Raw genomic sequence first — 22337 nt, forward strand, 5'->3', positions numbered from 1 at the left:
GAAGGAATTCCCATGCAAGACCCATCACTGCTTCGCCTTGTTTGTTTTATTGTCGTTTTCGGACTGTGTGCGATTTGGGAATACCGTTTTCCACGTAAAACACTAACCCAAAGCAAATGGTTTCGCTGGGGAAACAACTTTGCGCTGGTTGCTTTGAACAGCTTTCTATTGGCCACTCTAATTCCTATTGCTGCATTCCAAGCGGCGGTTATCGCACAAGACAACCAATGGGGTTTGTTCAATACCCTGTCACTTCCGAAAGAATTGACCATTCTGATCTGTGTATTGCTCTTGGATTGTGCCATTTACCTACAGCACTTGGTGTTTCACCGTGTTCCTTGGTTGTGGAAGCTACATCGAGTTCACCATGCGGACCTCGATATTGATGTCACAACTGGAACGCGCTTTCACCCTATTGAGATGATTCTTTCAATGCTAATCAAGGTGAGTTTGGTGATCGCACTTGGTGTGCCTGTCATTGCTGTCGTGATCTTTGAAATTGTTCTTAATGCCAGCGCGATGTTTAACCATAGCAATGCACGTCTTCCGATATGGTTCGATAAGCTATTAAGAAAAGTGATTGTGACACCAGACATGCACCGCGTTCATCACTCGGTCATTGTGAAAGAAACCCATTCAAACTTTGGTTTCTTTTTATCTGTGTGGGACATCTGGTTTAAGACTTACCGCGCCCAACCCAAGCTTGACCATGATAAGGTGCATATTGGTGTTCCCGAGATTCAAGATGGTAAAGAACAACGGTTGGATTTGATGCTGCGTCAGCCATTTGCACGATTCCCGACAACGAAAGACTAGGTTCGAATTCAGTTGAGTCTCAAGTTTATATTGAGACCAACCTAAGTTTAATACCAAAGTTATCTTAATCCGAAAACAAAACGCCCTTAGATTCTTGTGAGAATTTAAGGGCGTTTGTGTATCGATAGGAATATAAGCGCAGCTAATGCTTCAAATCTTGTGCTGTCAGGCTTAACTCAGCACGCTCGCTTATTTCAGTACGTATTTATGAAGCATAGCTTGTTGGTGCCCTGCTATCTCTCCGACTTGCTCTGAACTCTCGATCATAGATTCAAGTTGCAGCTTAGTATTCTCGCCCTGCTCAGATACTCGGGTGATTGAATGGGTTACATCGACAGTCGCACGAGCTTGTTCTTCGGTAGCCACCATGATTTGCTCAACACGACCTTTGATCTGGCTCACCGCGAATTCAATTTTCTCGAAGGCCTGTCTTACATCGCCACTGGTTTGCAGTGCATTGGCCATCTCACTTCTCGATTCCGTTACAGAAGCACGTGAGCGATCGGCTGCCGCGACTAGTTCGTTCATCATGCTACGAATATTGGTGGTTTGCTGGGACGTGCCGCTCGCCAATTTACGCACTTCGTCTGCAACTACCGCAAAACCTCGACCTTGTTCACCTGCTCGCGCCGCTTCTATCGCAGCGTTCAGTGCCAATAAGTTGGTATTTTCAGCGATACCACTGATCATATCGACCATTTCACGAATCTGTTTCACTCGACCATCCAAGTCTGCCATAGACTCTTCACTCATGCTAAGAGATTGCTCAAGCGCTTGTAATCGTTGTTGGTTGAGGCCAACCACTTGGCTGCCATTCACTGACTCATCTTCTGCTATTTGTGCATCGTCGTTCGATGCGTTTGAGATACGAGCTATCTCACCAATCGATGCTTCTAGTTCAGTAATTGTGGTGATCATATTCTGAAGTGATTCGTTCTGTTCGTTCAAGCTCGAATTAGTTTGTTCTGCAGCGTCATGACTTACTTCAGCGGTTTGATAAAGCGTCTCACAGTTGCGCGTGACCAAACGAACCGAATCAGCTGTGGAATCAACGACCGTATTGAGTTTTGAAGTAATAACTTGCAGCTCTAGCGGCCCAAGCAATTCGCTCTGTTTAGAGAAGTCATGATCTGCCAGTGAACTCAACTGTTGAGTTATGTTTTTAAGCCCTTTGTTCATCCAACGGCGTAACACGAACCATGAAATCACAATGATTACGGCAATCACTAGCCCGCTGATAAACAACACTCGATCAATATTGGTGATGGTTTGATTTACAACCAGTTCACTTTCATCAATCAGGTGGGAAGCGGTAGAAGACAGCTGATTCAATGTGCTAATAACGGTGTTCGCTAAGTTAATGACTTGCGTTAAGTTCTGCTCTTGCTGCTGAACCAGTTCGAGTTTCAAGAGGATTTGTTTGATTACGCCTTCTTCTGTAAAGCCTTCTTTCACCATCTCATAAGGCGCCGTCAAGCTCGCGAACTCAGCGATGTCTGGGTGCCAATCGGCAAAATCGCTGTAAGCCAAGTTAAGGCCTGCGATTCGGTTTCTCAATTGACGGTATTCGTCTTGTGCTTTATCAATGTCAGATTGCATCATCAGCATCAAGAAGGTGTTCGCCATAGCAGACGCGCTGGATGTAAATCGGTTCGCTGCATCGCTCGCTTCTGGGTTGTCTTCAACCAAGAATGAGCTGATTCTATTCATTTCTGGTCCGATAGACCCAACGCCATAACGGAACTCGCCCATTTTACTGTCGATCAGATTTTGCTTACTTTGAATTTCGATCTGCGCCAGCAGTACCGTGTTGGTCATGGTTTGCAGTTGCGCCATGTCATCGACAAGGTTTTGTTGTTGCTCTAAAGAGATTGCCTCAGGAAAAGATTGGGAGATAAAAAGGAGTTCCTCTAGCGTGGTATTGCTCTCTGTCGCGAGTTGGTCAATTGAGCCCCTTGTTGCATTCAGTGTATCTAAGTCGGTTGATTGGGTGCTGTAAGTGAGAAGTTTTACTTGTTCTAATACGCTTTGCGTTAATTCGGCATTATGTAGAGCAAGGGGTAATGCTTGTTCCGAGAGTGCATCAAAATGTCCCCCGACCCGTTCAACGCCCCGAATGCTAACCATTGATAAAAAACTAACAAGTAAAAGAATGGAAATAAATACAGCAGTGACGGTTTGAATGAGCGAGAATGTATAACGTGAGGGTTTTATTGATAAATTTGTGTCGGGCATGTGAAATCCAGTTTGACTACGAAAAGAGATATCCTTAAGTTAGGTCGTATACTAGAAGTCCTTGATGACGTTTTTATTTCAGTTTTTTGTCAGAAGAGTTACATATGAAAATCAGAAAAATGGCTGTAGTTACAATAACTTTAGCAACATTGGCTGCTTGTAGCTCGTCACCATCGCCTTCTCAGCTTAGTCAAACCGCACAGAAACCCTTATCAAAGTCAGAACAATTGACTACAAATGCTTATATGAGCGTGTATGAACAGTGGAAAGGTGTGCCATACCATTTCGGTGGGACATCATTTCGAGGTATAGATTGCTCTGCTTTTGTTCAAATCGCCGTGCAAAATGCGACTCAACAAGCTCTACCAAGAACCACAAAAGACCAGAGTAAAAAGGGAAAAGAAATTGCGTATGGGGAAGCAACAAGCGGTGACTTGGTGTTTTTCAAAACTTCGATGACGGTGCGACATGTAGGCGTTTACTTAGGAAACAACCAATTTCTACATGCCTCGACATCGAAAGGTGTCATTATTTCTAGGTTAGATAACCCTTACTGGGCATCCAAGTTTTGGCACTTTAGGCGTTTATAGCGGTTCGAAAGATAAACCGCTGAGCGAGGTAACTCTAGAAAGATACGACTTAAACGCCCGTTGTTATTTATGCTGAACAATTACGACGATAAATGAGCAAACAAACCGTTAATCGTATTTAGCAACAGCAGTATCAAACAGGTTCTTTACTAACGCGATGTACTCATCAAGGAATACAATTTGTTCGTTAGTCGCTTTCTTAGCCCACACACCCGCTAATACTTCTCCAAGATCCGCTACTACGGCATCGGCTTCTTTCAAAAGTTGAAAACGAACGCTCGAATGCAACTCTGGGTTTTGCTCGAAAATAGCCATGATGTTCGTTGAAATCATGTCGGTAACAATGTCTTCGACACTTTCGTTTCCAGTATCACCATTACTATTGGTAAACACATCAAGGTTGAATGATAGGTGCTCGATTAAAGCCAAATAGCCATCGGTTTCTACAACCACAATAATTCTCCGTTTTAAGCTCTAGAGCAGATTAATACGTACTTGCCTAATACTATGTAAATGAAGCTATTTGTCATCACTTTATTGCCCAAAACCGCATTAAAATGATCCTAGTTAGTATTTCAGCTTAAATTTAAATCGATATAGCTTTATGTGGTACACCTGCCTACTTACGACATAAGTAAATTCACGCCAACAAAGTGTAAGACAAACTTTGAAGCAAAGTATTGCGCCAGTTAACAATAGCCCTTTCAACTAACTCTAAAAGCTCATTTAATTTAGTCGCTAGACAATAACAAGCTCAAATCACTTTTCCAGTTTGTGGCGTTCAAAACCGTTTCGATTGTGAGACCAGTTCCAAACTATTTCTTCACGTCAGGTTTTCAATTTATGTTTGTATTTCAAAGAGCTTGAATCAGTTCGAGTTCACAATTCGGCCAATTGATTCTGCGTAAGATGAAGAAGAGCTAAGAACATTGACGAGTGCGTCTATAAATTGTTCAGATTTATCCTAAACTATTGCTATTAAACAAACAGTATTTCTAACCTTCAATCTTTTTAACTTTCAGTCTTTGAGGATTTCCTATGTGGCAGGCCATTTCTCAACAACTTTCAGATACTCTTCTATTTAACTTTCAGATTACTGAACGTACCAAGGTTTCTGGTGGCGACATTAACGATTGCTATATGATCAGCGATGGTAATGAACGTTACTTTGTGAAAGTGAATCAGCGAGAATTTTTACCTAAGTTTGAAATTGAAGCTGAGAACTTACGCTTGTTAAGAGAAACCTCCACCGTTTACGTTCCTGAGTTGGTGCTTATTGGCAAAACCAAAGAGTGCTCGTTCATTATTCTCAACTACTTACCAACCAAACCGCTAGAGACGGGCAACAATAGCTTCGATTTCGGCGTACAGCTTGCGCAGCTTCATCAATGGGGAGAGCAAAAAGAGTTTGGTTGCGACCAAGACAACTATATCGGCAGTACACTTCAACCCAACCCTTGGCATAAGAAATGGGGGCGCTTTTTCTCTGAGCAACGCATTGGTTTCCAACTGCAACTGCTCAAAGAGAAAGGCATCGAGTTTGGTGATATTGATGACATCGTTGATGTGGTGAATATGCGTCTTGCTGGCCACAACCCTCGCCCTTCTTTGCTTCATGGGGATCTTTGGAATGGCAATGTAGCAAATTCAGCCTTTGGGCCAATCTGTTACGACCCGGCTTGTTACTGGGGTGATCATGAATGCGATTTGGCATTAACGGAATTGTTTGAAGGATTTCCAAAAGAGTTTTATGACGGTTACCAGAGCGTCAATCCACTCGACGTTGGCTATACTGATCGGAAAGACATTTACAACTTGTACCATCTTCTTAACCACTGCAATCAATTTGGCGGCGAATATTTAGCACAAACTGAAGCATGCATTCAGAAGATACAGGCCGTTTAATACCAATCACAACTAGCTAAGTCGTTCTATAAAGCAACTACGATCTATACAAGCGACTACGATTGGAACAAGTTACAGTGAGGAGAATTCGCGATGCATAAATACACAGAGAAACATGTCTCCTGCCCCCACTGTGGGCATGCCATCAGCATAACGCTTGATGCTTCTAATGGGAGCCAAGATTTTTATGACGATTGCCCAGCATGTTGCAATGCCATTCACCTCGACATGCAGGTAGATGAAGTAAGAGACAGGATTAATCTCTCGATTGATGCAGACGACGAACAAGTCTTCTAACACCTACTCTCTTGTCGAGTTGGATCTACACCTCGATTTTGAGCTACCTTCGATTTTGAGGCTAGCCTAGAAAAACACAAATACACACAAATAGAAAAAGAGCACTCAATGTGCTCTTTTTTAATGTCTTCGAGGTTTACTTAGTCAGCGCTTTTTAAGAAAGTGCTGTTGATAAAGCGCAACTACTATTTTTGGTTTGCTAGTACGCGTTCGACAGTATCAACAATCGCTTGTGTTTGAGGATCAAACTCAATGTTTACTTGGTCGCCTACTTCACGGCCGCCAAACAGAGTGCGATTCAGCGTTTCTGGGATCAGGTGAACAGAGAAACGGTTCTCTTCCACTTCACCAATCGTCAATGAACAACCATCAACGCCGATGTAACCCTTACTCAACACATACTTCATTGATTCTTGAGGCAGCTCAAACCAAAGCGTGCGGTTGTTTTCTGTCTTAATCACATCAACGAGATTAGCCATCAGTGTAATGTGGCCAGACATGCTATGCCCGCCAATTTCATCACCAAACTTTGCTGCACGCTCAACATTCACTTTGTCACCAACATTCAGCTGGCCTAAGTTCGTCAATCGCAATGTCGCTTGCATTAAATCAAAAGCAATCTGGTTGCCTGAAATTTCCGTTACCGTTAAGCAACAACCGTTATGAGCTACTGAAGCGCCAATTGCTAACCCCTCAACCATTTCGTCACTTAACTCAATGGTATGAGTTTGAAACAACTCTTTTTTGTTTATAGCAACCAGTGTTGCCGTGCCTTGAACGATACCTGTAAACATAAGATTCCTATTTAGCATTCTAGTAACAGTTTTTCATAGCAGTTATTGTGACATTTCTTTATGATTCGTCCAGTGGAAGCTTAAGATCATTGTCTCTGATTCCTTCAGAATGTCCTTTCCTACACTATTATTCTAATTTTCCCTCTCATTTGGAGTTGTTTGTGCACCGTTACAAAGAAGAATCCTCGAATCTAATCAAACTTGCGACCCCAGTATTGATCGCATCTGTTGCACAAACTGGAATGGGGTTTGTTGATACCGTGATGGCCGGTGGCGTAAGTGCTATCGATATGGCGGCGGTTTCTATTGCAGCAAGTATCTGGCTACCATCAATTTTATTTGGTGTCGGTCTATTGATGGCGTTGGTTCCTGTCGTTGCACAGCTGAATGGTTCTGGTCGACAAGTCAAAATTCCATTTGAGATTCAACAAGGTGCGTTTTTAGCGCTCGTTATCTCTCTTCCTATCATTGGTGTACTGTTCCAGACACAATTGATATTGGAGTGGATGGACATTGAACAACTCATGGCAGAAAAGACCATCGGCTATATGAATGCGGTGATGTTTGCTGTACCTGCGTTTTTGTTGTTCCAAACATTGCGAAGCTTTACGGATGGAATGTCTTTAACTAAGCCTGCAATGGTGATTGGTTTTATTGGCTTGCTATTAAACATCCCGCTTAACTGGATGTTCGTATACGGAAAACTTGGTGCTCCTGCTCTGGGCGGTGTTGGCTGTGGCGTGGCAACGGCTATTGTCTACTGGGTGATGTTTGCATTGCTGTTCGCTTACGTTTTAACATCAAAGCGTTTGGCGAAGATTAACATCTTCGGTACATTCCATAAGCCTCAACTTAAAGCTCAAATTCGTCTGTTTAGACTTGGTTTCCCGGTAGCGGCTGCTATCTTCTTCGAAGTAACCCTGTTCGCGGTGGTTTCGCTGTTAGTTGCACCATTAGGTTCATTGATTGTTGCCGCGCACCAAGTCGCGATCAACTTCTCTTCGCTAGTCTTCATGATTCCAATGAGTATCGGTGCAGCCGTGAGTATTCGTGTTGGGCATAAGTTGGGCGAAAACAACACCGAAGGCGCTAAGATCGCGACACACGTGGGTATCATTGTTGGTTTAGTTACAGCCTTAATGACAGCGGCGTTAACGGTTCTGTTTAGAGAGCAGGTTGCATTACTTTACACAGAGAACACTGCGGTAATTACCGTTGCAATGCAGTTGCTGTTGTTCGCGGCGGTTTATCAATGCACTGACGCAATCCAAGTTATCGCTGCAGGTGCTCTGCGTGGCTACAAAGACATGCGTTCAATCTTCAACATCACCTTTGTGGCTTACTGGTTGCTTGGTCTTCCTATCGGCTACATCTTGGGTATGAAAGATTGGATTGTTGAACCTATGGGTGCGCACGGCTTCTGGATTGGTTTCATCGTCGGTCTAACGTCAGCAGCGATTATGCTGGGTATGCGTCTACACTGGATGCACAAGCAGGACGACGACGTACAGCTAGAGTTTAGTTCGCGCTAGATTCGCACTCACTAAGTCGGTCTATCTGATTTCGAATACAAAAAAGAGCTCTGATTTTCAGGGCTCTTTTCGTTTAATGGTCAGGTAGATCGTATCTGCCTTAATATTCACTCTTCTCTCGAACAAAGCGCGCAAACTTGGGTTTTCCGTTTTGAGTAAAACCATTGTAGCGAAAGGTAATACGGCTGCCGATCTCTGGCGGTGCAAGTCTCATTTGGTCACTGAACCCGCTGCCTATATAAAATTCCACCCCCTCTTCTGTGTGAACCAAAATTGAACCCATCATCCCTTTATACTTCCCTGTACCACCCTTGTAGCCAATAACCGTAGCTTCGGCATCATGATGCCTTTTAAGCTTTAACAAATCATTACTTCGGCCTGCTTGATAACGACTGGTGATCTTTCTAAGCATCAAACCTTCACCATTACGCTCATCGACATTATCAAGTTGATGAAACAAAGCCTCTTCACTGTGAATTGGTACATGTTCTATGTAGCTGACATGAGATTCTCCAATCACGCTTACCCAATGCAAAATGTTGTAATAGCGCTTTTGATAATCTCCTGCGGCGCCGGGCATATCAAACAGCATGAAATCGATTTGGCGCCATGCTGTGTCACTCGGCGTATGGTCGAGAACGGTGGATTGAACGAGATGGAACTTGCCCCTTCCTGCCCACAACTCTCCTTCGAGATGGACCTTAGGCAAGTTTTCCGTAAACCACTTGGGTGAGTAAATGCGATTGCCATTGCGTGTATAAAGGTGTTGTCCATCCCATAGAGCCCGAATCCCATCAAGTTTTTCACTCTTCCAGTATTCAGAAACATCTATGCCTTGCTGGTAGGAGTTTGCAAGCACCAAATGGTCAGGAGGCAAATAGGATGAATGAGATGAAAGCGAACACGCCCATAGAGTGGCTAAAGCCAGTTTGGTTAATCTCATCATCTGCTCCATATTAATATCTGTAGTGGTCAACAAATGTCTTTAATCCTAAGCGCTCTAACACCCAGTTAGACAATCTTTGCCAGAAGATGCGATCCACTCATCAACCTTATCTAACCCTTGCATTGATTCAACAGAGTAATGATTTATAGCTCTCATATGTTCCGCCGTTTTTAGTTCTCATATTGAGAAACGCCTTTTCTCAATATGAGATGGGAATTCGCACTAAATATAACCCATTGAAAAATAACAACATAAAAGTTGGCACATTCAGTGCACTTGTCAATACATACTTAAAGGAGATATCGCTATGGAACTACGTAAGATTGATTTGAATACAACGACACTGACGCTTTCTATCTTCGGTGATTTGGATGCAGCAGGCAGTCGTGATGCACAAACCGACATCGACGATGTGATTTCTAACGATGGCCACCCTGAAATCGAAGTTGATTTTAGCCAAGTTGAGTTTTTAGATTCATCTGGTGTTGGCGCGATTGTTTATATGTTCAAACGTCTGACTGAGCGCGAACGCAACATGCGACTTGAAAATGTAACTGGTCAGCCTCTTGAAATTATGAACTTACTACGTATTGGTCACGCTATCCCAGTAAATTCAAAAAATCCTACAAATTCATGAAGATCCGCTAAGCTAGAAGTAACAAAAAATAATAATAAAAATTAGAAACATAGGACGTTGGCATGAAAATACTGAAAAACTACATAGCCCTTTCTCTGTATGCTCTCGTTCTGGGTGGCTGCACTAGCTATCCTGAACAAGGCACAGGGGGTTTGGCTGAAAGTTACGATTCTATCAACTATCAAAACTCAGACTTCTCTCCTGTCATGCCAGACGAGCCACTTGGTCCAGAACATGGATTACGCTTTGATTGGCAGCTTGCTAAATTGCACCTTGATGCCTTGATCCAAGAAGGCGCTCGTTGGTGCTTCCCCGCTGCTGTTGTTCAAGCAATCGAAAAGCAAAATCGTATTGCTCGTGAACTTCAAGGCGGTCTACTACTGGATGCAGCCAACGACTTAGTGATTCAAAGAAAACGCCTAAATGAACTTGAAGTCCAACTGGATTACGTAACCTCTCAAGCCCGCTGTGAGCCACCAAAAAATGAAACCCAATTTAGAATGCAACTGTCAGTTATCGAACAGTTGTATGACCTGCTTAATGTTGATAACCAATTCGCGGAAGATTCGATTGAAGTAAACCCGAAGTACATGGGAAGACTTGCGGAAGCAACCAGCCTACTGAAAGAACACAAATCTCTAGACCTTGTGGTTACCGGCCATGCTGATGCGACAGGTACCGAAGAATACAACGATAAGTTAGCACTTGGACGAGCGAAACAAGTCGAACGCTACCTGACTATTTTTGGTCTAGGCGCTCAACGAATCAAAGCCGTCTCTGTTGGCGAAACCGCCCCTCTTTTTGAAGGTGAATCCGACGGCACGCGTTTAACGAACCGCCGAGTGAGTATCGAAATTATCTCGCCTAAGAATGCCGAGAAAATGGGAGGTGGACTATGAAATCCTTGATCGCTTTTATCATCACCCTATCGTTATGCTTTGCGAATGTCGTCAATGCTAACGATGAGTTTTCAGACGCAGTTCAAGTCGGTGACCTTATCCAAGTTAACGTACCCGGTGAAAGTACCTTAAACACGGGGTTCCAAGTGGATAAGCGTGGCCGTATTACCCTTCCTGAAGTAGGCGCTGTGTTTGTTGCAGGTTACGACAGTGAGCAGCTTAACAAAGTGGTTCTAGAGTCGCTGGCAACCGCTTATAAAGATCTTTCGAACGCTTCAGTGTATGTAAAAGAGCAGCAAATCATCATCTACGTGCAAGGTTATGTAGAACAGCCTGGCGAATACACGCTCGCATTAGGTTCTAGCATCCAAATGGCACTTTACGCTGCGGGTGGTTTACGCCCGGGCGCGCAATTGGATAAGCTGATTCTAAAGCGAGGCGCAGATAAGAAAGAGTTTAACTACAAACGATTCCTTGATTCAGGAGACGAGTCAACATTACCTACTCTGCAATCACTGGATTCATTGTTCGTTCCGGCTTCTCCATTAGTCGGTAACATAGAACAAGAGTTCGATGCAGCAAAGCTTGCTAACTCAGGCGACAGTGCAGATTCTCGTAACTCCATCAAAGTGTTTGGTGAGGTAAACGCGCCGGGTTCGTTCACTTACAAAGAGAACACCGACCTTGTCGACGTACTTATGCGTTCGGGCGGCGTAACTCGCTATGCCAGTGTTGAGCAAATCCGAGTGATTTCGAACAACACCCCAACGCTATTCAACCTAAAACGTTACTTAGATTCTGGTGACGAAAGTCTGCTTCCAATTTTACGCCCGGGTGCGACCATTTTCGTTCCCAAGCAAGAAGAAGAGATCAAATCCGGCGCCAACATGGTTTACGTAATGGGCGAAGTCGCAGCCCCTGGTGCTTTTGAAGGCAAAAGAGACGCGACCTTTATGGATATCTTGGCGAATGCGGGCGGCCCAACTCGATTTGCAGAGTCACGACAAATCCGTGTCATCAAAGCAGATGGCAGAGTGCTTAAATTCGATTTAGCGGCTTACACTGAAGGCTTACCTAACTCTAACCCTCCTAGCATCAAAGCTGGTGACGCGATTTTCGTTCCCGAGAAAACCGACATGAACGAGAAGTCTTGGCTGAAAATTACGCCAGACAGAGCAGTTAACGTGATTGGTGAGGTGAATCGACCTGGTCGTATTGAATGGTCAGATGAAATGAACTTCATGGGGCTATTGGCACACGTCGGCGGCCCTACGCTACGCGCTGACACATCGAAAATCGAGGTTGTTACTGGTAGAAAGCTAGTTGTGTTTAACCTTGATGATTTTATTCGAAATGGTGCGCCACGTGACCAAATGCCACAAATTCGAGCGGGTTCTATCGTACGTGTTCACGACCTGCCACAAGATCCTTCAGACAATAAATCACAATGGGTTCGTCAAAGTTCTGATGCTTCGATCTACATCTTTGGACAAGTGAATGCGCCCGGTCGTTACCGCTTCACAAAAGACATGCACTTCCTTGATATCTTGTCTGCGGCTGACGGTCCAACAAAGGATGCTGACATCCACAACGTTCGAGTAACGCATCGTGACAAAACCTATTCGCAAGTAAGCAAACTTAACTTATCACTGTACTTCGAAACCGGTGACGAATCGTTGCTGCCAAACGTAACCACTGGCGACACGATTTACATCCCAGAGAAAGGCAAAAACTGGTTAGATACACCGAAAGAAGAAACCGTTCGTGTACTTGGTGCGATTAACAACCCAGGCCGTTATGTGTTCAACGACAACATGACCATTCTAGATATTCTGGCAGAAGCAGCAGGCCCTACCGACAATGCTTACGTAGAGAAAATTACCATCGTCAATATGTCTTGCTGCCAAGGTCAGGCTCGTACCTTCGACCTTGTAGAGTTCAGTAAAACGGCGAACATTTACAACCTGCCGGTGCTACGCGCTGGTGACACGATTTACATTCCAGACCGTCGCGAAAGCTTTATTGAAAAAGCACGTGTGGGACTCGATGACATACTGCGTATTACGACCACCATCGTATTAATAGGAGCTTTATAATGACTATTTCAGCAACCCATGCCGAAGTCGAGCAACTGTATTTAGCTTCTGAACTTAACGGCCAAAAATCAATATGCGTTACCGCCTGTCATTCAGGTGACGGGGTAACATCTATTGCAACCGCATTAGCCGAGCGTTTTCTTCTTGCGGGTCATTCAACGCTTTATGTTGATCTCAACTTGTTCAACCCTGCTTTCAAAGATTTGAATATGCTAGAAGACAATCAGCAAGGTCAATTGATTGAACATGTTGAATCTCAGCGTACGTTTATCGGTGTACCTGCTCCACAAGTTGCTTCAACGCAATTGGCTTATAAAGATCCGACAACGTTACAAAAAGTGGTCAACAAATGGTTAGAGAAATACGACAGAGTCATCATTGATACCTCACCGCTTCTCAACATAAACAAAGGCAACATTCCGGCTCAGTCTGTCGCGAGTGCTTGTGACAGTACATTGATGGTTGTCGCCTATGGTGAAACGTCGAGTCACCACCTAGAACAAGCGAAAAAGCTGCTTGATGCACAAAGCATCAACCTAATGGGCTGCGTGATGAACATGAAACAAAAGCCTAGCTTTGCACAAGAGTTGGTCAGACAAATCAATCGAATGAAATTCATCCCCGTTAAGCTTCGCGATAGCTTGGCAAACAAGCTGTATCAAAATGAGTTTTTGAACCTTCCGATGTAACTTTCTTTTGCTACTTTCTGGCTGTCATTAAAACCATGACAGCCACCTATCCGATTAGACTTAAAGCTTCAACAGCTCTGAATAATTCAAAACCAAATTGGGTGTTTTTGGCGAAATTATTGTTAAAAATAAGATTTTTAAAACCATTCAACGCATTTCACATACGTCAATTATGGTCTTACCACCTTTAAATCCCTTCAAAAATCAACAGCCCCACACCTAACTTTAGCGGTAATGTGACACAGGCGGTTAAAGTGCCATGTAAATCGCATCAAAGATGGAATTCGTACGATTATTCCCTAAGATTATAAATAGAGGTGGTTTTTGACGAATTTGTAATAGTTTGACAAAGTTATCCGATGGCTGTTGAAACACAGTGGATGAATTGGCAAATCACACTTCACTGACTTTGCACGTTTATCTATTCAAACTTCACCCATCCCTCCTTCTTCTCAAATGGTTCAAATACACGGAAAGGATCACCATCGAGCAATTTAGATAATCAATTTACCTTGGTTACCTTAGTTGTATTATTAAAGAGAAAGGAAACTCAATATGAAATACAAGTTAAGCTCCGTATTTTTGTTAGTAGCAGCAGCCAGCGGTAATGCTAACGCTGGAGAATGTGGCAGCGTAACAATCGCAGATATGAACTGGAACTCTGCAACACTGATCGCCAATATCGACCAATTCATCCTTGAACATGGTTATGGGTGTGATGCTGAACTTATCCCTGGCGACACTATGCCAACAGGCACGTCTATGATCGAAAAAGGCCAGCCTGATGTTGCACCTGAACTTTGGAGCAACAGCTTAAAAGACGCATTAGATAAAGGTGTTGAAGAAAAACGTCTTCGCTACGCAGGTAAAGCACTTGTGAACGGCGGCGAAGAAGGCTTTTGGGTTCCAGCTTACCTAGTTAAACAGTACCCTGAAATGGCAACCATCGAAGGCGTACGCAAAAACGCAAGCTTATTCAAACACCCTGAAGACCCAGATACATCTGCATTCTACAGCTGCCCTGCAGGCTGGAACTGTCAGATCAGCGCCGGAAACTTGTTTAATGCTCTTGAGCTAGAAAACAGCGGTTTCACGATTGTTGATCCAGGCTCGAGTGCCGGCTTATCTGGCTCTATCGCAAAAGCTTATGAACGTGAAGAAGCTTGGTTTGGTTACTACTGGGCACCGACCGCTGTGCTAGGTAAATACGACATGGTTAAAGTCGACTTTGGCAGTGGCGTTAATGAGCAAGAGTTCCTTAACTGTACCACCAAAGAAGATTGTGAATCGCCAAAAGCAACCATGTACCCGCCTTCACCTGTCCACACGATTACCACTGAAAGTTTTGCGTCACGTGCTCCTGAAGCATACGACTACTTTACTAAACGTGGTTTCACAAACGACAAAATGAACTCGCTACTTGCTTGGATGGAAGACAACCAAGCTGATGGCGAAGAAGCGAGTCTGCATTTCTTGAGTGAATTCCCAGAAGTATGGCACCCATGGGTTTCTCAAGAAGTGGCTAAGAAAGTTGAAGCAGAGCTGTAAGATCTTGGTTTAATAACAAGTAATTACGCTTCAACAATAAAACAGAAATAACGTCGCTATACTTGATGTTATTCATGATTCGGAGCCCTTTTCATTAGCGATTTTCTTATCGCATGGACAAGTGGCTCCGAACTATAAGGATATAAAATGGCTGACAGCAATTGGTTATCAAGCTTTCCAGAGATGGAACGCGGTGATTTACGAACCATAAAAAAGACGCTAGATGGCGCATACCGTGAATTTTCCCGTGAATACGGTGAAATGATTGAATCTCTCTTTGACCCTCTTCTTTCATTCCTTGTTTGGTTTGAAAAACTCCTTATCTCAACACCTTGGATTATAGTCCTCGCCGTGTGTACCAGCCTTGTCTACGCAGCAAGCCGTTCTTGGAAACTGGCTTTAGGCTGTGTTGTTTCACTGCTTCTCATCGGTTACTTTGGAATGTGGGAAGACACCATGCGAACGCTCAGTATCATTACTGTGTGTACCTTGGTTTCAATATTCTTAGGCATTCCAATTGGCATTGCGATGGCTCGTTCAAATCGAGCGCAATCTATCGTTACGCCGATGCTCGATATCATGCAAACCATGCCTGCATTCGTTTACTTGATTCCAGTGGTAATGCTACTTGGTATCGGTAAGATTCCAGGGCTAATCGCCGTTGTTATCTACGCGATTCCACCTGTGATTCGTTTGACCAATCTAGGCATACGCCTAGTCGATAAAGAAGTCCTTGAAGCCGCTACCGCTTTTGGTGCGAGCAAAAAGCAGCGCTTGTGGGGTGTTCAACTTCCTCTAGCAATGCCAACGATTATGGCGGGTATCAACCAAACCATCATGATGGCACTGTCTATGGTTGTTATCGCATCCATGATTGGTGTTAAAGGCCTAGGACAACCGGTTCTTAAATCGATTACTAACCAGTACTTCACATTAGGCTTGATGAATGGTTTCGCCATCGTTGCCCTCGCAATCCTTTTTGACCGCGCTTCACAAGCGTACGCAAGAAGAACTAATGCGCATTTAGGAGGACTCAAGCATGACTAAACCATTGATTGAGATTAGTGGTCTATACAAGGTGTTTGGACCGAAACCAATGTCTGTTATGAACCGAGTTCAAAACGGCGAACACAAAGATCAGATTCTTGCGGATACGGGTCATACCGTTGGTTTAAAAGAAATTAACCTTGAGATTAACCGTGGCGAAATCTTCGTAATCATGGGGCTTTCTGGCTCGGGTAAATCGACGCTGATTCGCCACTTCAACCGTTTGATTGACCCGACTCAAGGTAAAATCATGGTTGAAGGCATTGATGTGATGAGCCTCAACACTAAACAGTTAGAAGAGTTCCGTCGTCATAAAATGTCGATGGTATTCCAACGCTTTGGTTTAATGCCTCATCGCACAGTGGTAGAAAACGTTGCGTACGGGTTAGAAGTACAAGGCATCAAAAAAGAAGACCGTTTAGCAAAAGCCAATGAATGGTTAGAAACGGTGGGCTTGAAAGGTTACGGCAAGCAATACCCTGCGCAACTTTCAGGTGGTCAGCAACAACGTGTTGGCCTTTCTCGCGCTCTGTGTACTAACGCTGAAATCTTGTTAATGGATGAAGCCTTTTCGGCACTCGACCCTTTGATTCGAAGTGAAATGCAAGACCAGCTTATAGAACTTCAAGAGAAGCTTCATAAAACGATTGTTTTCATCACTCACGATCTGGACGAAGCACTCCGCCTAGGCGATAGAATCGCAATTTTGAAAGACGGCGAGTTAGTACAACAAGGCACACCACATGAGATTCTGCTAAATCCAGCTGATGATTACGTGGAAGCGTTCGTGAAAGACGTAAACCGCGCTCGTGCATTGACCGTTGAAACCGTTATGCAGCCTCCTCTTTATCGAATCACATCAGAAACGATTGAAGGTGCTCTGGCACAAATGAAGATGCTGAAAAACGATTACGCTTATCACGTAACGGATGACGGCTATCAAGGGCTAGTCACACAAGAGAGCCTACAAGACGCCGTTGAAGATTCATCGGTACATGACTTTAGTGATGAGATATACGAAGAAGTCCCTGCCATCTTACCTGATGCGGTGATTGAAGAAGTGCTACCCGACACAATGTCTTGTGACTACTCTCTTCCGGTTGTTGATGAAGACGGAAATCTAAAAGGTGAACTAGAGAGAAGCGCTGTTGCTGATATCTTCTCAGAAAGTAGCGAGGAAGAAGTAGAAGCCGACCCAAAGCCAAAGATTGCTAAAGCTTCGTAGTTCTACTTTTCGTTATTTAGAGCTCGGCTGTTTAAATTATCGCTATTTGCGTTATAGGTATTTGGGTTATCGCTATTTTGATTATATAGCTATTTAGATTAACCCAAACTGCTTATCCCGCTTTAAGACCACTGCTGTTAATTCACTGCAGTGGTCTTTTTTATTTGTATTGGCCTCGTTTTATCCTGAGATATGCCCGCACCTTAGGCTTTATAGGCACCTAAGTTGATATTTCATAAGAGAAAACAAAATTAAATCAGTCCGTTAGGTTTGTCACAAACCCAGTAGCAAGATGAACGAGATGCCAAATAAATGCGCTATTTGTACGGCAACCAGTTGAAATTATTCTAGAAAATGACTAGTACTTAATAGTACTCACGGATATTAAGCTCAACAAAAGGACTTAGTTTGATGAATTCTACTTTAGCGTCAGACGCAGCTACAAATCTAAACTCACAACAAGTGAGCGAGCTTGTCGATGAAAGTGTTCTGGAGCAAATGATTCGCGATACCAGTGCGGACATTATCCCTATCTTGATCGACCATTATGTCGAAGAATCACAAACACGCTTGGTCGCTATAAAAGAGGCTGTCACGCAGAAAGACGCTCAAACACTTGAGTTCGAGGTCCACACTCTCGGCAGCACAGCGCTTTCGTTAGGTAATCGCCCTTTGGGTGAATTAGCTCGCGCTTTAGAAAAACAATGCTTAGAACAGAGTCATGATGCTGCATTTCGACAAGTTGATGAATTACTAGAGCTCGCAGAGCGTTCAATAAAAGCCTTGCTTGAAAGGAAAGAGGCAGGCTTCAGCTAGCTTTGCATGTTCATTATCGGTATCAGATTAAAAACTCAAAACAGTCGTTATTAATATAGTCGCCATAAGATGTGCTCCATCATGAACAGCAATGCGAGAAGTTGTACCGGCCGCTTCTTAAAAGATTGCATGCGGTAGATAACAAATACACAAGACTCGTATTGATGGTTGAATATCACTATGTTATTGATTGGTTAGGATAAAGTTTCAAAAGGAATACACAATGCGCCCTAAGGTATTGTTAGTTGAAGACTCCACCTCACTCGCCGTACTCTACAAGCAGTACGTAAAAGACGAGCCCTATGATATTTTCCACGTCGAAACCGGCGCGGAAGCTAAGACCTTCATTGAAAGGCACTCTCCACAGCTTGTGATTCTTGACCTTAAGCTGCCCGACATGCCAGGCGAAGAAGTCTTAGATTGGATTAGTGCGAATGAAATACCGACTGCAGTCATCATCGCGACAGCTCATGGCTCAGTAAACATTGCTGTAGACCTTATCCAACGCGGTGCAGAAGACTTCTTAGAGAAACCCATTCAAGCCGATCGACTCAAGACCTCTGTTAGCTTGCATCTAAAAAGAGCGAAACTCGAAAACCTTGTCGATAACATGCAAAGCAAGTTCGATCGTGACCGCTTTCATAATTTCATCGGCTCTTGCTTACCTATGCAGGCGGTTTACAAGATCATTGATTCGGTAGCACCAACCACTGCCAGCGTGTTTATTAACGGCGAAAGTGGTACCGGTAAAGAAGTGTGTGCGGAAGCTATTCACCAAGAAAGTCAGCGTAATGGTAAACCTTTCGTGGCTATTAACTGTGGCGCTATCCCGCGAGACCTAATGGAGAGTGAAATCTTCGGCCACGTTAAAGGTGCGTTTACCGGTGCGACAACCGACCGTAAAGGTGCAGCGATGCAAGCGCATGGCGGCACCCTATTTCTCGATGAGCTTTGTGAAATGGAACTGGAGATGCAGAAGAAGCTCCTACGATTTTTGCAAACCGGTACATTTACCCCACTTGGTGGCAACCGCGAGATTAAAGTGGATGTCAGAATTATCTGTGCAACCAACCGCGATCCACTGGTTGAGGTAGAAGAAGGACGCTTCAGAGAAGACCTTTACTATCGTGTTCACGTTGTGCCTATCGAGATGCCACCGCTTCGTGAACGAGGAAGTGACATCGTCACCCTGTCTAATCACTTCTTGAAGCTGTACGCGAAGCAAGACAAGAAGAAGTTTAAATCAATAGACAAAGAAACGCAGAAACTACTTAAACGTTACGTTTGGCCAGGCAACGTGCGTCAGTTGCAAAACATCATCCGTAACATCGTGGTGTTGAACAATGAAACGAGCGTGACTAAAGACATGTTACCGCCTCCGATTAATAAAGTAGATGCAGCTCCATCATCTAAATCAGTGACACCAATTCGAGTAACTGCGCCCCAACCTGCTGTTGTTGAAGCACCAGAAGCTAAGTTGCCACCGATTACTCCAGAAGAGTTGGAGCAATCGTCAGTTGCTCAAACTCACAACGAGCCGATGACGCCTGCATTTACCACAAGCGAAGGTGCTATTCGTCCAATGTGGCAAATAGAACGTGAAGCCATTCAACATGCCATCAATCATTGCGATGGGAATGTGTTAAACGCTGCTGTGCTGTTAGAACTTAGCCCTTCTACTGTTTATCGTAAGAAACAGGCTTGGGAATCGGAAGATGAGTACAATCAAGCCTAACCAAGGTGCACTCGACATAAACCTTCATGAGATTTGGCTGTTGATCGACAGCCAAACTTTTGGAGGCATAGAAACGCATGTTTTAGAATTAGCACAAGGCCTGATATCGGAAAGCGCTCGGTATTCAGAGGCTGTTCGTATCGTTCTTTTGACTAAGTTTAATCCTGAAGCGATCATCGTTGAAAAGTTGAATGCGCTAAGCATCCCTTTTAGTTACCTCTCCGATTTAGCCTCATGTTCTGCAGATTCAAATGGCAATAGCGCGACACAGCTGAAACGTGCAGTTCAACATTATCAACCAAGGCTTATCCATGCTCATGGTTACAAAGCCAGTTTGGTCAGCAAGTTAATCAAGCTTCCGCCTCGTTTCAACAACACAAAGCAAATCACCACTTATCACGCAGGTGAAACCCCAACAGGCAAAGTATGGCTTTATGATTGGCTCGACCGTTACAGCAGTTTTCTTTCTGATCAGTCGCTCGTGGTCAGTGAAAAGATTAAAGCGAAAGTGCCGAGTCAAACCCATCAATTGAATAACTTTGTTAAAGTCCCAACTGGGTTAACAAACTCCCGTTCATCAAGCCCATTCCATGTTGGTTTTGTGGGGCGATTGAGCCATGAAAAAGCGCCTGATCGATTTGTTACATTAGCCAGACAGTTTCCTGATGTTCGGTTTGAGCTTTTTGGTGACGGGCCAGAAATCGACATCTTAGTTAAATCGCCGCCTGATAATGTGACCTTTCATGGGCATCAGACCAATATGGACGACGTCTGGAGCCAAATCGATCTGTTAATCATCCCTTCTCGCTTTGAAGGCTTACCTATGGCGGCATTAGAAGCCATGATTCGTGGCATTCCCGTTCTCGCCACCTCAGTTGGTAACTTGCCTCAACTCATCGAGCATCAAGTTAACGGCTACCTTGCAAATTCAGAAGCTGAGCTAGAACAGTTTTTATCTTTGTGGATGTCATTGACGAGCGAGCAACGTGACTCTCTCAAGAGTCACGCGATAGAAACCGTGAAAAACCAATACTCTCCACAAGCCGTTGTCCCGCAGTTGTTGGAAATCTATCAACTCGAGCGTTAATACTCGTCTTAGTAGACAACTGGTTATTTGGGCTTAATGATTTAAGTACTTTAGTCAGTTTTATACTGATTCTCAAAATGACAAAACTCACCTCAAGGCTACGCCCTCACTTAATAATCCAACATTAAATCAGTAATTTAAACAAAATGCATAACTGGCACTCACTTTGCAATCTTTAACATCAGGCGTAACTACGTCTTAAAAAGATTACGAGCCGAGTCATAAAGAGTTTATTTGCCAATAGAGGTCACAATGGTCAACCCTGAAGCCAATAGATTGCCAGTCATCATCACGATCAGCACCTTGTGTGCTGGGCTTGGTGTTGTTTGGTACTTTGTGCCTCACCCTGCTGTCATTGTGGCGCTCGCTCTTGTGCCATTAGCCGGGTTATTCGTGTTAAACAAGACATTCTGGTTAGTTCTATTGTTCGTTGTCTTTTCATTTTTCCGAATTCACGAAGCCGTACCTCAGCTCTATTCGTTAAAAATACCGCTGATGCTTTCACTAGGAGCACTGTCAGCTTTGCTCTGGCATGCATTAATTAGTAAAGAGCTTAAAATCTTCTGGCACCCTTGTTTAAATTGGCTCGCCATATTTTGGATATTGGTTTTCATTGGTATTATCTTCGCGTCCAACAGGCCAATAGCACTAGCAGAATTCAAGGGCGTTTATTGGAAAATTATCGTGATGACGCTTGCGATTACTTGGCTAGTAAACACCACGGAAAATCTCGCAAAAACCGCGATGACGATTATCTACGCTGGCGCTTTAGTCAGCTCTATTGCCGTGTACAACTCAGTAAATGGTATTGGGCTTGTCGAGGGATCACGTGTGACTATTGGCCGCGATTTTGGTTCTATGTTAGGCGACCCGAACGACCTAGCACTGGTACTGATGTTCCCACTCGCCTTTACGATAAGCCAAGCCACCACGACTGGCATCTCACGCTCCAAACGTTTAATCAGTACCTTAGTTTGTTTGTTACTGCTCGCCGCCATTATTGCTACTCAAAGCCGTGGCGGACTACTGGGGTGTATTGCGGTGATTGGTATTTTTGCGTGGAAGCTAGTGCGCTCTAAAGTCCTGTTAATCTCTGTAGGATCTGTCGCGGCCGTAGTGCTCTATTTAGTTGCTGGTATCTCAGACAGATCTTCTGGTGGTGCAGCTGAACAAGGTATCGATGAATCTGCAATGGGGCGAATCTATGCATGGGAAGCAGCAGTAAAAATGGCAGTTGAGAATCCTCTGACTGGCGTAGGGTTGAACAACTTCTTCTCGAACTACTTCTTTTATAGTTCGCACTGGGACGGACTGAATCACGCCGTTCACAGTACTTGGTTTGGTGTGTTGGCAGAAACAGGCTTTATTGGTCTGATCATTTTTGTCTGCCTTATCGTTTCTTTGATCAAAACCTCTCGCTCTACGTTAGCAAGATTAAAAAGC

General features: G+C 43.9%; 20 protein-coding genes. 16 read left to right on the top strand and 4 right to left on the bottom strand.

From position 1 onward, the window contains the following. The first annotated feature begins 12 nt into the window (after positions 1 to 12). A complete protein-coding gene (locus IQQ51_RS13475) occupies positions 13 to 816 on the top strand; it encodes a sterol desaturase family protein (protein ID WP_193841326.1) in 804 nt (267 codons plus the stop codon). Positions 817 to 1005: 189 nt separating this feature from the next. On the opposite strand, the gene IQQ51_RS13480 is transcribed toward IQQ51_RS13475, so the two are convergent. Further along, entirely contained in the window at positions 1006 to 3051 is a 2046-nt protein-coding gene (locus tag IQQ51_RS13480) for a methyl-accepting chemotaxis protein (RefSeq protein ID WP_193841327.1), read from the bottom strand. A gap of 104 nt (positions 3052 to 3155) precedes the next feature. Here IQQ51_RS13480 and IQQ51_RS13485 point away from each other — a divergent pair, with 104 nt between their 5' ends. Then, positions 3156 to 3641: a C40 family peptidase gene (locus tag IQQ51_RS13485; RefSeq protein WP_050634347.1), complete on the top strand. Its 486-nt coding sequence runs from the start codon at positions 3156 to 3158 to the stop codon at positions 3639 to 3641. Between the two features lie 108 nt (positions 3642 to 3749). On the opposite strand, the gene IQQ51_RS13490 is transcribed toward IQQ51_RS13485, so the two are convergent. Further along, positions 3750 to 4094: a DUF3802 family protein gene (locus IQQ51_RS13490; RefSeq protein WP_010440912.1), complete on the bottom strand. Its 345-nt coding sequence runs from the start codon at positions 4092 to 4094 to the stop codon at positions 3750 to 3752. A gap of 585 nt (positions 4095 to 4679) precedes the next feature. Between IQQ51_RS13490 and IQQ51_RS13495 the strand changes: the two genes are divergently transcribed. Then, complete coding sequence (locus IQQ51_RS13495; RefSeq protein WP_048611040.1) at positions 4680 to 5546, top strand: fructosamine kinase family protein; 867 nt, start codon at positions 4680 to 4682, stop codon at positions 5544 to 5546. A 93-nt stretch (positions 5547 to 5639) separates the two neighbouring features. Beyond that, positions 5640 to 5843 (top strand): CPXCG motif-containing cysteine-rich protein, encoded by a 204-nt coding sequence (locus IQQ51_RS13500; RefSeq protein WP_004733789.1) that lies wholly within the window; start codon positions 5640 to 5642, stop codon positions 5841 to 5843. Positions 5844 to 6028: 185 nt separating this feature from the next. Here IQQ51_RS13500 and IQQ51_RS13505 read toward each other — a convergent pair whose 3' ends face one another. Continuing rightward, positions 6029 to 6637, bottom strand: a complete 609-nt coding sequence (locus IQQ51_RS13505; protein WP_193841328.1) for a riboflavin synthase subunit alpha — start codon at positions 6635 to 6637, stop codon at positions 6029 to 6031. Positions 6638 to 6798: 161 nt separating this feature from the next. On the opposite strand from IQQ51_RS13505, the gene IQQ51_RS13510 reads away from it, so the two are divergent. Further along, positions 6799 to 8169: an MATE family efflux transporter gene (locus tag IQQ51_RS13510; protein ID WP_048611045.1), complete on the top strand. Its 1371-nt coding sequence runs from the start codon at positions 6799 to 6801 to the stop codon at positions 8167 to 8169. A 100-nt stretch (positions 8170 to 8269) separates the two neighbouring features. On the opposite strand, the gene IQQ51_RS13515 is transcribed toward IQQ51_RS13510, so the two are convergent. After that, positions 8270 to 9112, bottom strand: coding sequence for a DNA ligase (locus IQQ51_RS13515; RefSeq protein WP_052878422.1), 843 nt, complete (start codon positions 9110 to 9112; stop codon positions 8270 to 8272). A 310-nt stretch (positions 9113 to 9422) separates the two neighbouring features. Here IQQ51_RS13515 and IQQ51_RS13520 point away from each other — a divergent pair, with 310 nt between their 5' ends. From IQQ51_RS13520 to IQQ51_RS13570, 11 genes are all read left to right on the top strand, one after another. After that, the gene (locus IQQ51_RS13520; protein ID WP_004733793.1) at positions 9423 to 9752 is read left to right on the top strand and encodes an STAS domain-containing protein; all 330 of its coding nucleotides are present in this window, start codon (positions 9423 to 9425) and stop codon (positions 9750 to 9752) included. Between the two features lie 62 nt (positions 9753 to 9814). Next, on the top strand, positions 9815 to 10651 hold the full coding sequence (locus IQQ51_RS13525) for an OmpA family protein (RefSeq protein WP_193841329.1): 837 nt from the start codon (positions 9815 to 9817) through the stop codon (positions 10649 to 10651). Further along, the gene (locus tag IQQ51_RS13530) at positions 10648 to 12747 is read left to right on the top strand and encodes an SLBB domain-containing protein (protein WP_048611051.1); all 2100 of its coding nucleotides are present in this window, start codon (positions 10648 to 10650) and stop codon (positions 12745 to 12747) included. Before IQQ51_RS13525 ends, IQQ51_RS13530 begins: the two co-directional genes overlap by 4 nt. Further along, on the top strand, positions 12747 to 13436 hold the full coding sequence (locus IQQ51_RS13535; protein ID WP_050645553.1) for a tyrosine-protein kinase family protein: 690 nt from the start codon (positions 12747 to 12749) through the stop codon (positions 13434 to 13436). The genes IQQ51_RS13530 and IQQ51_RS13535 overlap by 1 nt, the downstream gene beginning before the upstream one ends. Before the next feature lie 555 nt (positions 13437 to 13991). After that, entirely contained in the window at positions 13992 to 14984 is a 993-nt protein-coding gene (locus tag IQQ51_RS13540) for an ABC transporter substrate-binding protein (RefSeq protein WP_193841330.1), read from the top strand. Between the two features lie 147 nt (positions 14985 to 15131). Beyond that, positions 15132 to 16031 carry an ABC transporter permease gene (locus IQQ51_RS13545; protein WP_050645132.1) on the top strand — a complete coding sequence of 300 codons (900 nt, stop codon included), beginning with the start codon at positions 15132 to 15134 and terminating at the stop codon, positions 16029 to 16031. Beyond that, positions 16024 to 17256 carry a quaternary amine ABC transporter ATP-binding protein gene (locus IQQ51_RS13550; protein WP_048615892.1) on the top strand — a complete coding sequence of 411 codons (1233 nt, stop codon included), beginning with the start codon at positions 16024 to 16026 and terminating at the stop codon, positions 17254 to 17256. Before IQQ51_RS13545 ends, IQQ51_RS13550 begins: the two co-directional genes overlap by 8 nt. A gap of 411 nt (positions 17257 to 17667) precedes the next feature. Further along, positions 17668 to 18072 (top strand): Hpt domain-containing protein, encoded by a 405-nt coding sequence (locus IQQ51_RS13555; protein ID WP_122081550.1) that lies wholly within the window; start codon positions 17668 to 17670, stop codon positions 18070 to 18072. A 223-nt stretch (positions 18073 to 18295) separates the two neighbouring features. Further along, positions 18296 to 19807, top strand: coding sequence for a sigma-54-dependent transcriptional regulator (locus tag IQQ51_RS13560; protein WP_193841331.1), 1512 nt, complete (start codon positions 18296 to 18298; stop codon positions 19805 to 19807). After that, entirely contained in the window at positions 19788 to 20894 is a 1107-nt protein-coding gene (locus IQQ51_RS13565) for a glycosyltransferase family 4 protein (protein WP_193841332.1), read from the top strand. The genes IQQ51_RS13560 and IQQ51_RS13565 overlap by 20 nt, the downstream gene beginning before the upstream one ends. Before the next feature lie 252 nt (positions 20895 to 21146). Continuing rightward, positions 21147 to 22337 (top strand): O-antigen ligase family protein (locus IQQ51_RS13570; protein ID WP_228012859.1); only part of this gene is annotated, 1191 nt, incomplete at its 3' end.

It is taken from the genome of Vibrio sp. OPT18, assembly GCF_015163615.1.
GTDB classification, from domain to species: Bacteria; Pseudomonadota; Gammaproteobacteria; order Enterobacterales; family Vibrionaceae; genus Vibrio; species Vibrio coralliirubri.

What these genes read in the sequence shown, in the direction of transcription:
- IQQ51_RS13540 (WP_193841330.1), top strand. Translation starts at nt 13,992, where the DNA reads ATGAAATACAAGTTAAGCTCCGTATTTTTGTTAGTAGCAGCAGCCAGC.
- IQQ51_RS13520 (WP_004733793.1), top strand. Translation starts at nt 9,423, where the DNA reads ATGGAACTACGTAAGATTGATTTGAATACAACGACACTGACGCTTTCT.
- IQQ51_RS13565 (WP_193841332.1), top strand. Translation starts at nt 19,788, where the DNA reads ATGAGTACAATCAAGCCTAACCAAGGTGCACTCGACATAAACCTTCAT.
- IQQ51_RS13525 (WP_193841329.1), top strand. Translation starts at nt 9,815, where the DNA reads ATGAAAATACTGAAAAACTACATAGCCCTTTCTCTGTATGCTCTCGTT.
- IQQ51_RS13475 (WP_193841326.1), top strand. Translation starts at nt 13, where the DNA reads ATGCAAGACCCATCACTGCTTCGCCTTGTTTGTTTTATTGTCGTTTTC.
- IQQ51_RS13485 (WP_050634347.1), top strand. Translation starts at nt 3,156, where the DNA reads ATGAAAATCAGAAAAATGGCTGTAGTTACAATAACTTTAGCAACATTG.
- IQQ51_RS13555 (WP_122081550.1), top strand. Translation starts at nt 17,668, where the DNA reads ATGAATTCTACTTTAGCGTCAGACGCAGCTACAAATCTAAACTCACAA.
- IQQ51_RS13560 (WP_193841331.1), top strand. Translation starts at nt 18,296, where the DNA reads ATGCGCCCTAAGGTATTGTTAGTTGAAGACTCCACCTCACTCGCCGTA.
- IQQ51_RS13530 (WP_048611051.1), top strand. Translation starts at nt 10,648, where the DNA reads ATGAAATCCTTGATCGCTTTTATCATCACCCTATCGTTATGCTTTGCG.
- IQQ51_RS13500 (WP_004733789.1), top strand. Translation starts at nt 5,640, where the DNA reads ATGCATAAATACACAGAGAAACATGTCTCCTGCCCCCACTGTGGGCAT.
- IQQ51_RS13495 (WP_048611040.1), top strand. Translation starts at nt 4,680, where the DNA reads ATGTGGCAGGCCATTTCTCAACAACTTTCAGATACTCTTCTATTTAAC.
- IQQ51_RS13480 (WP_193841327.1), bottom strand. Translation starts at nt 3,051, where the DNA reads ATGCCCGACACAAATTTATCAATAAAACCCTCACGTTATACATTCTCG.
- IQQ51_RS13515 (WP_052878422.1), bottom strand. Translation starts at nt 9,112, where the DNA reads ATGAGATTAACCAAACTGGCTTTAGCCACTCTATGGGCGTGTTCGCTT.
- IQQ51_RS13550 (WP_048615892.1), top strand. Translation starts at nt 16,024, where the DNA reads ATGACTAAACCATTGATTGAGATTAGTGGTCTATACAAGGTGTTTGGA.
- IQQ51_RS13505 (WP_193841328.1), bottom strand. Translation starts at nt 6,637, where the DNA reads ATGTTTACAGGTATCGTTCAAGGCACGGCAACACTGGTTGCTATAAAC.
- IQQ51_RS13545 (WP_050645132.1), top strand. Translation starts at nt 15,132, where the DNA reads ATGGCTGACAGCAATTGGTTATCAAGCTTTCCAGAGATGGAACGCGGT.
- IQQ51_RS13535 (WP_050645553.1), top strand. Translation starts at nt 12,747, where the DNA reads ATGACTATTTCAGCAACCCATGCCGAAGTCGAGCAACTGTATTTAGCT.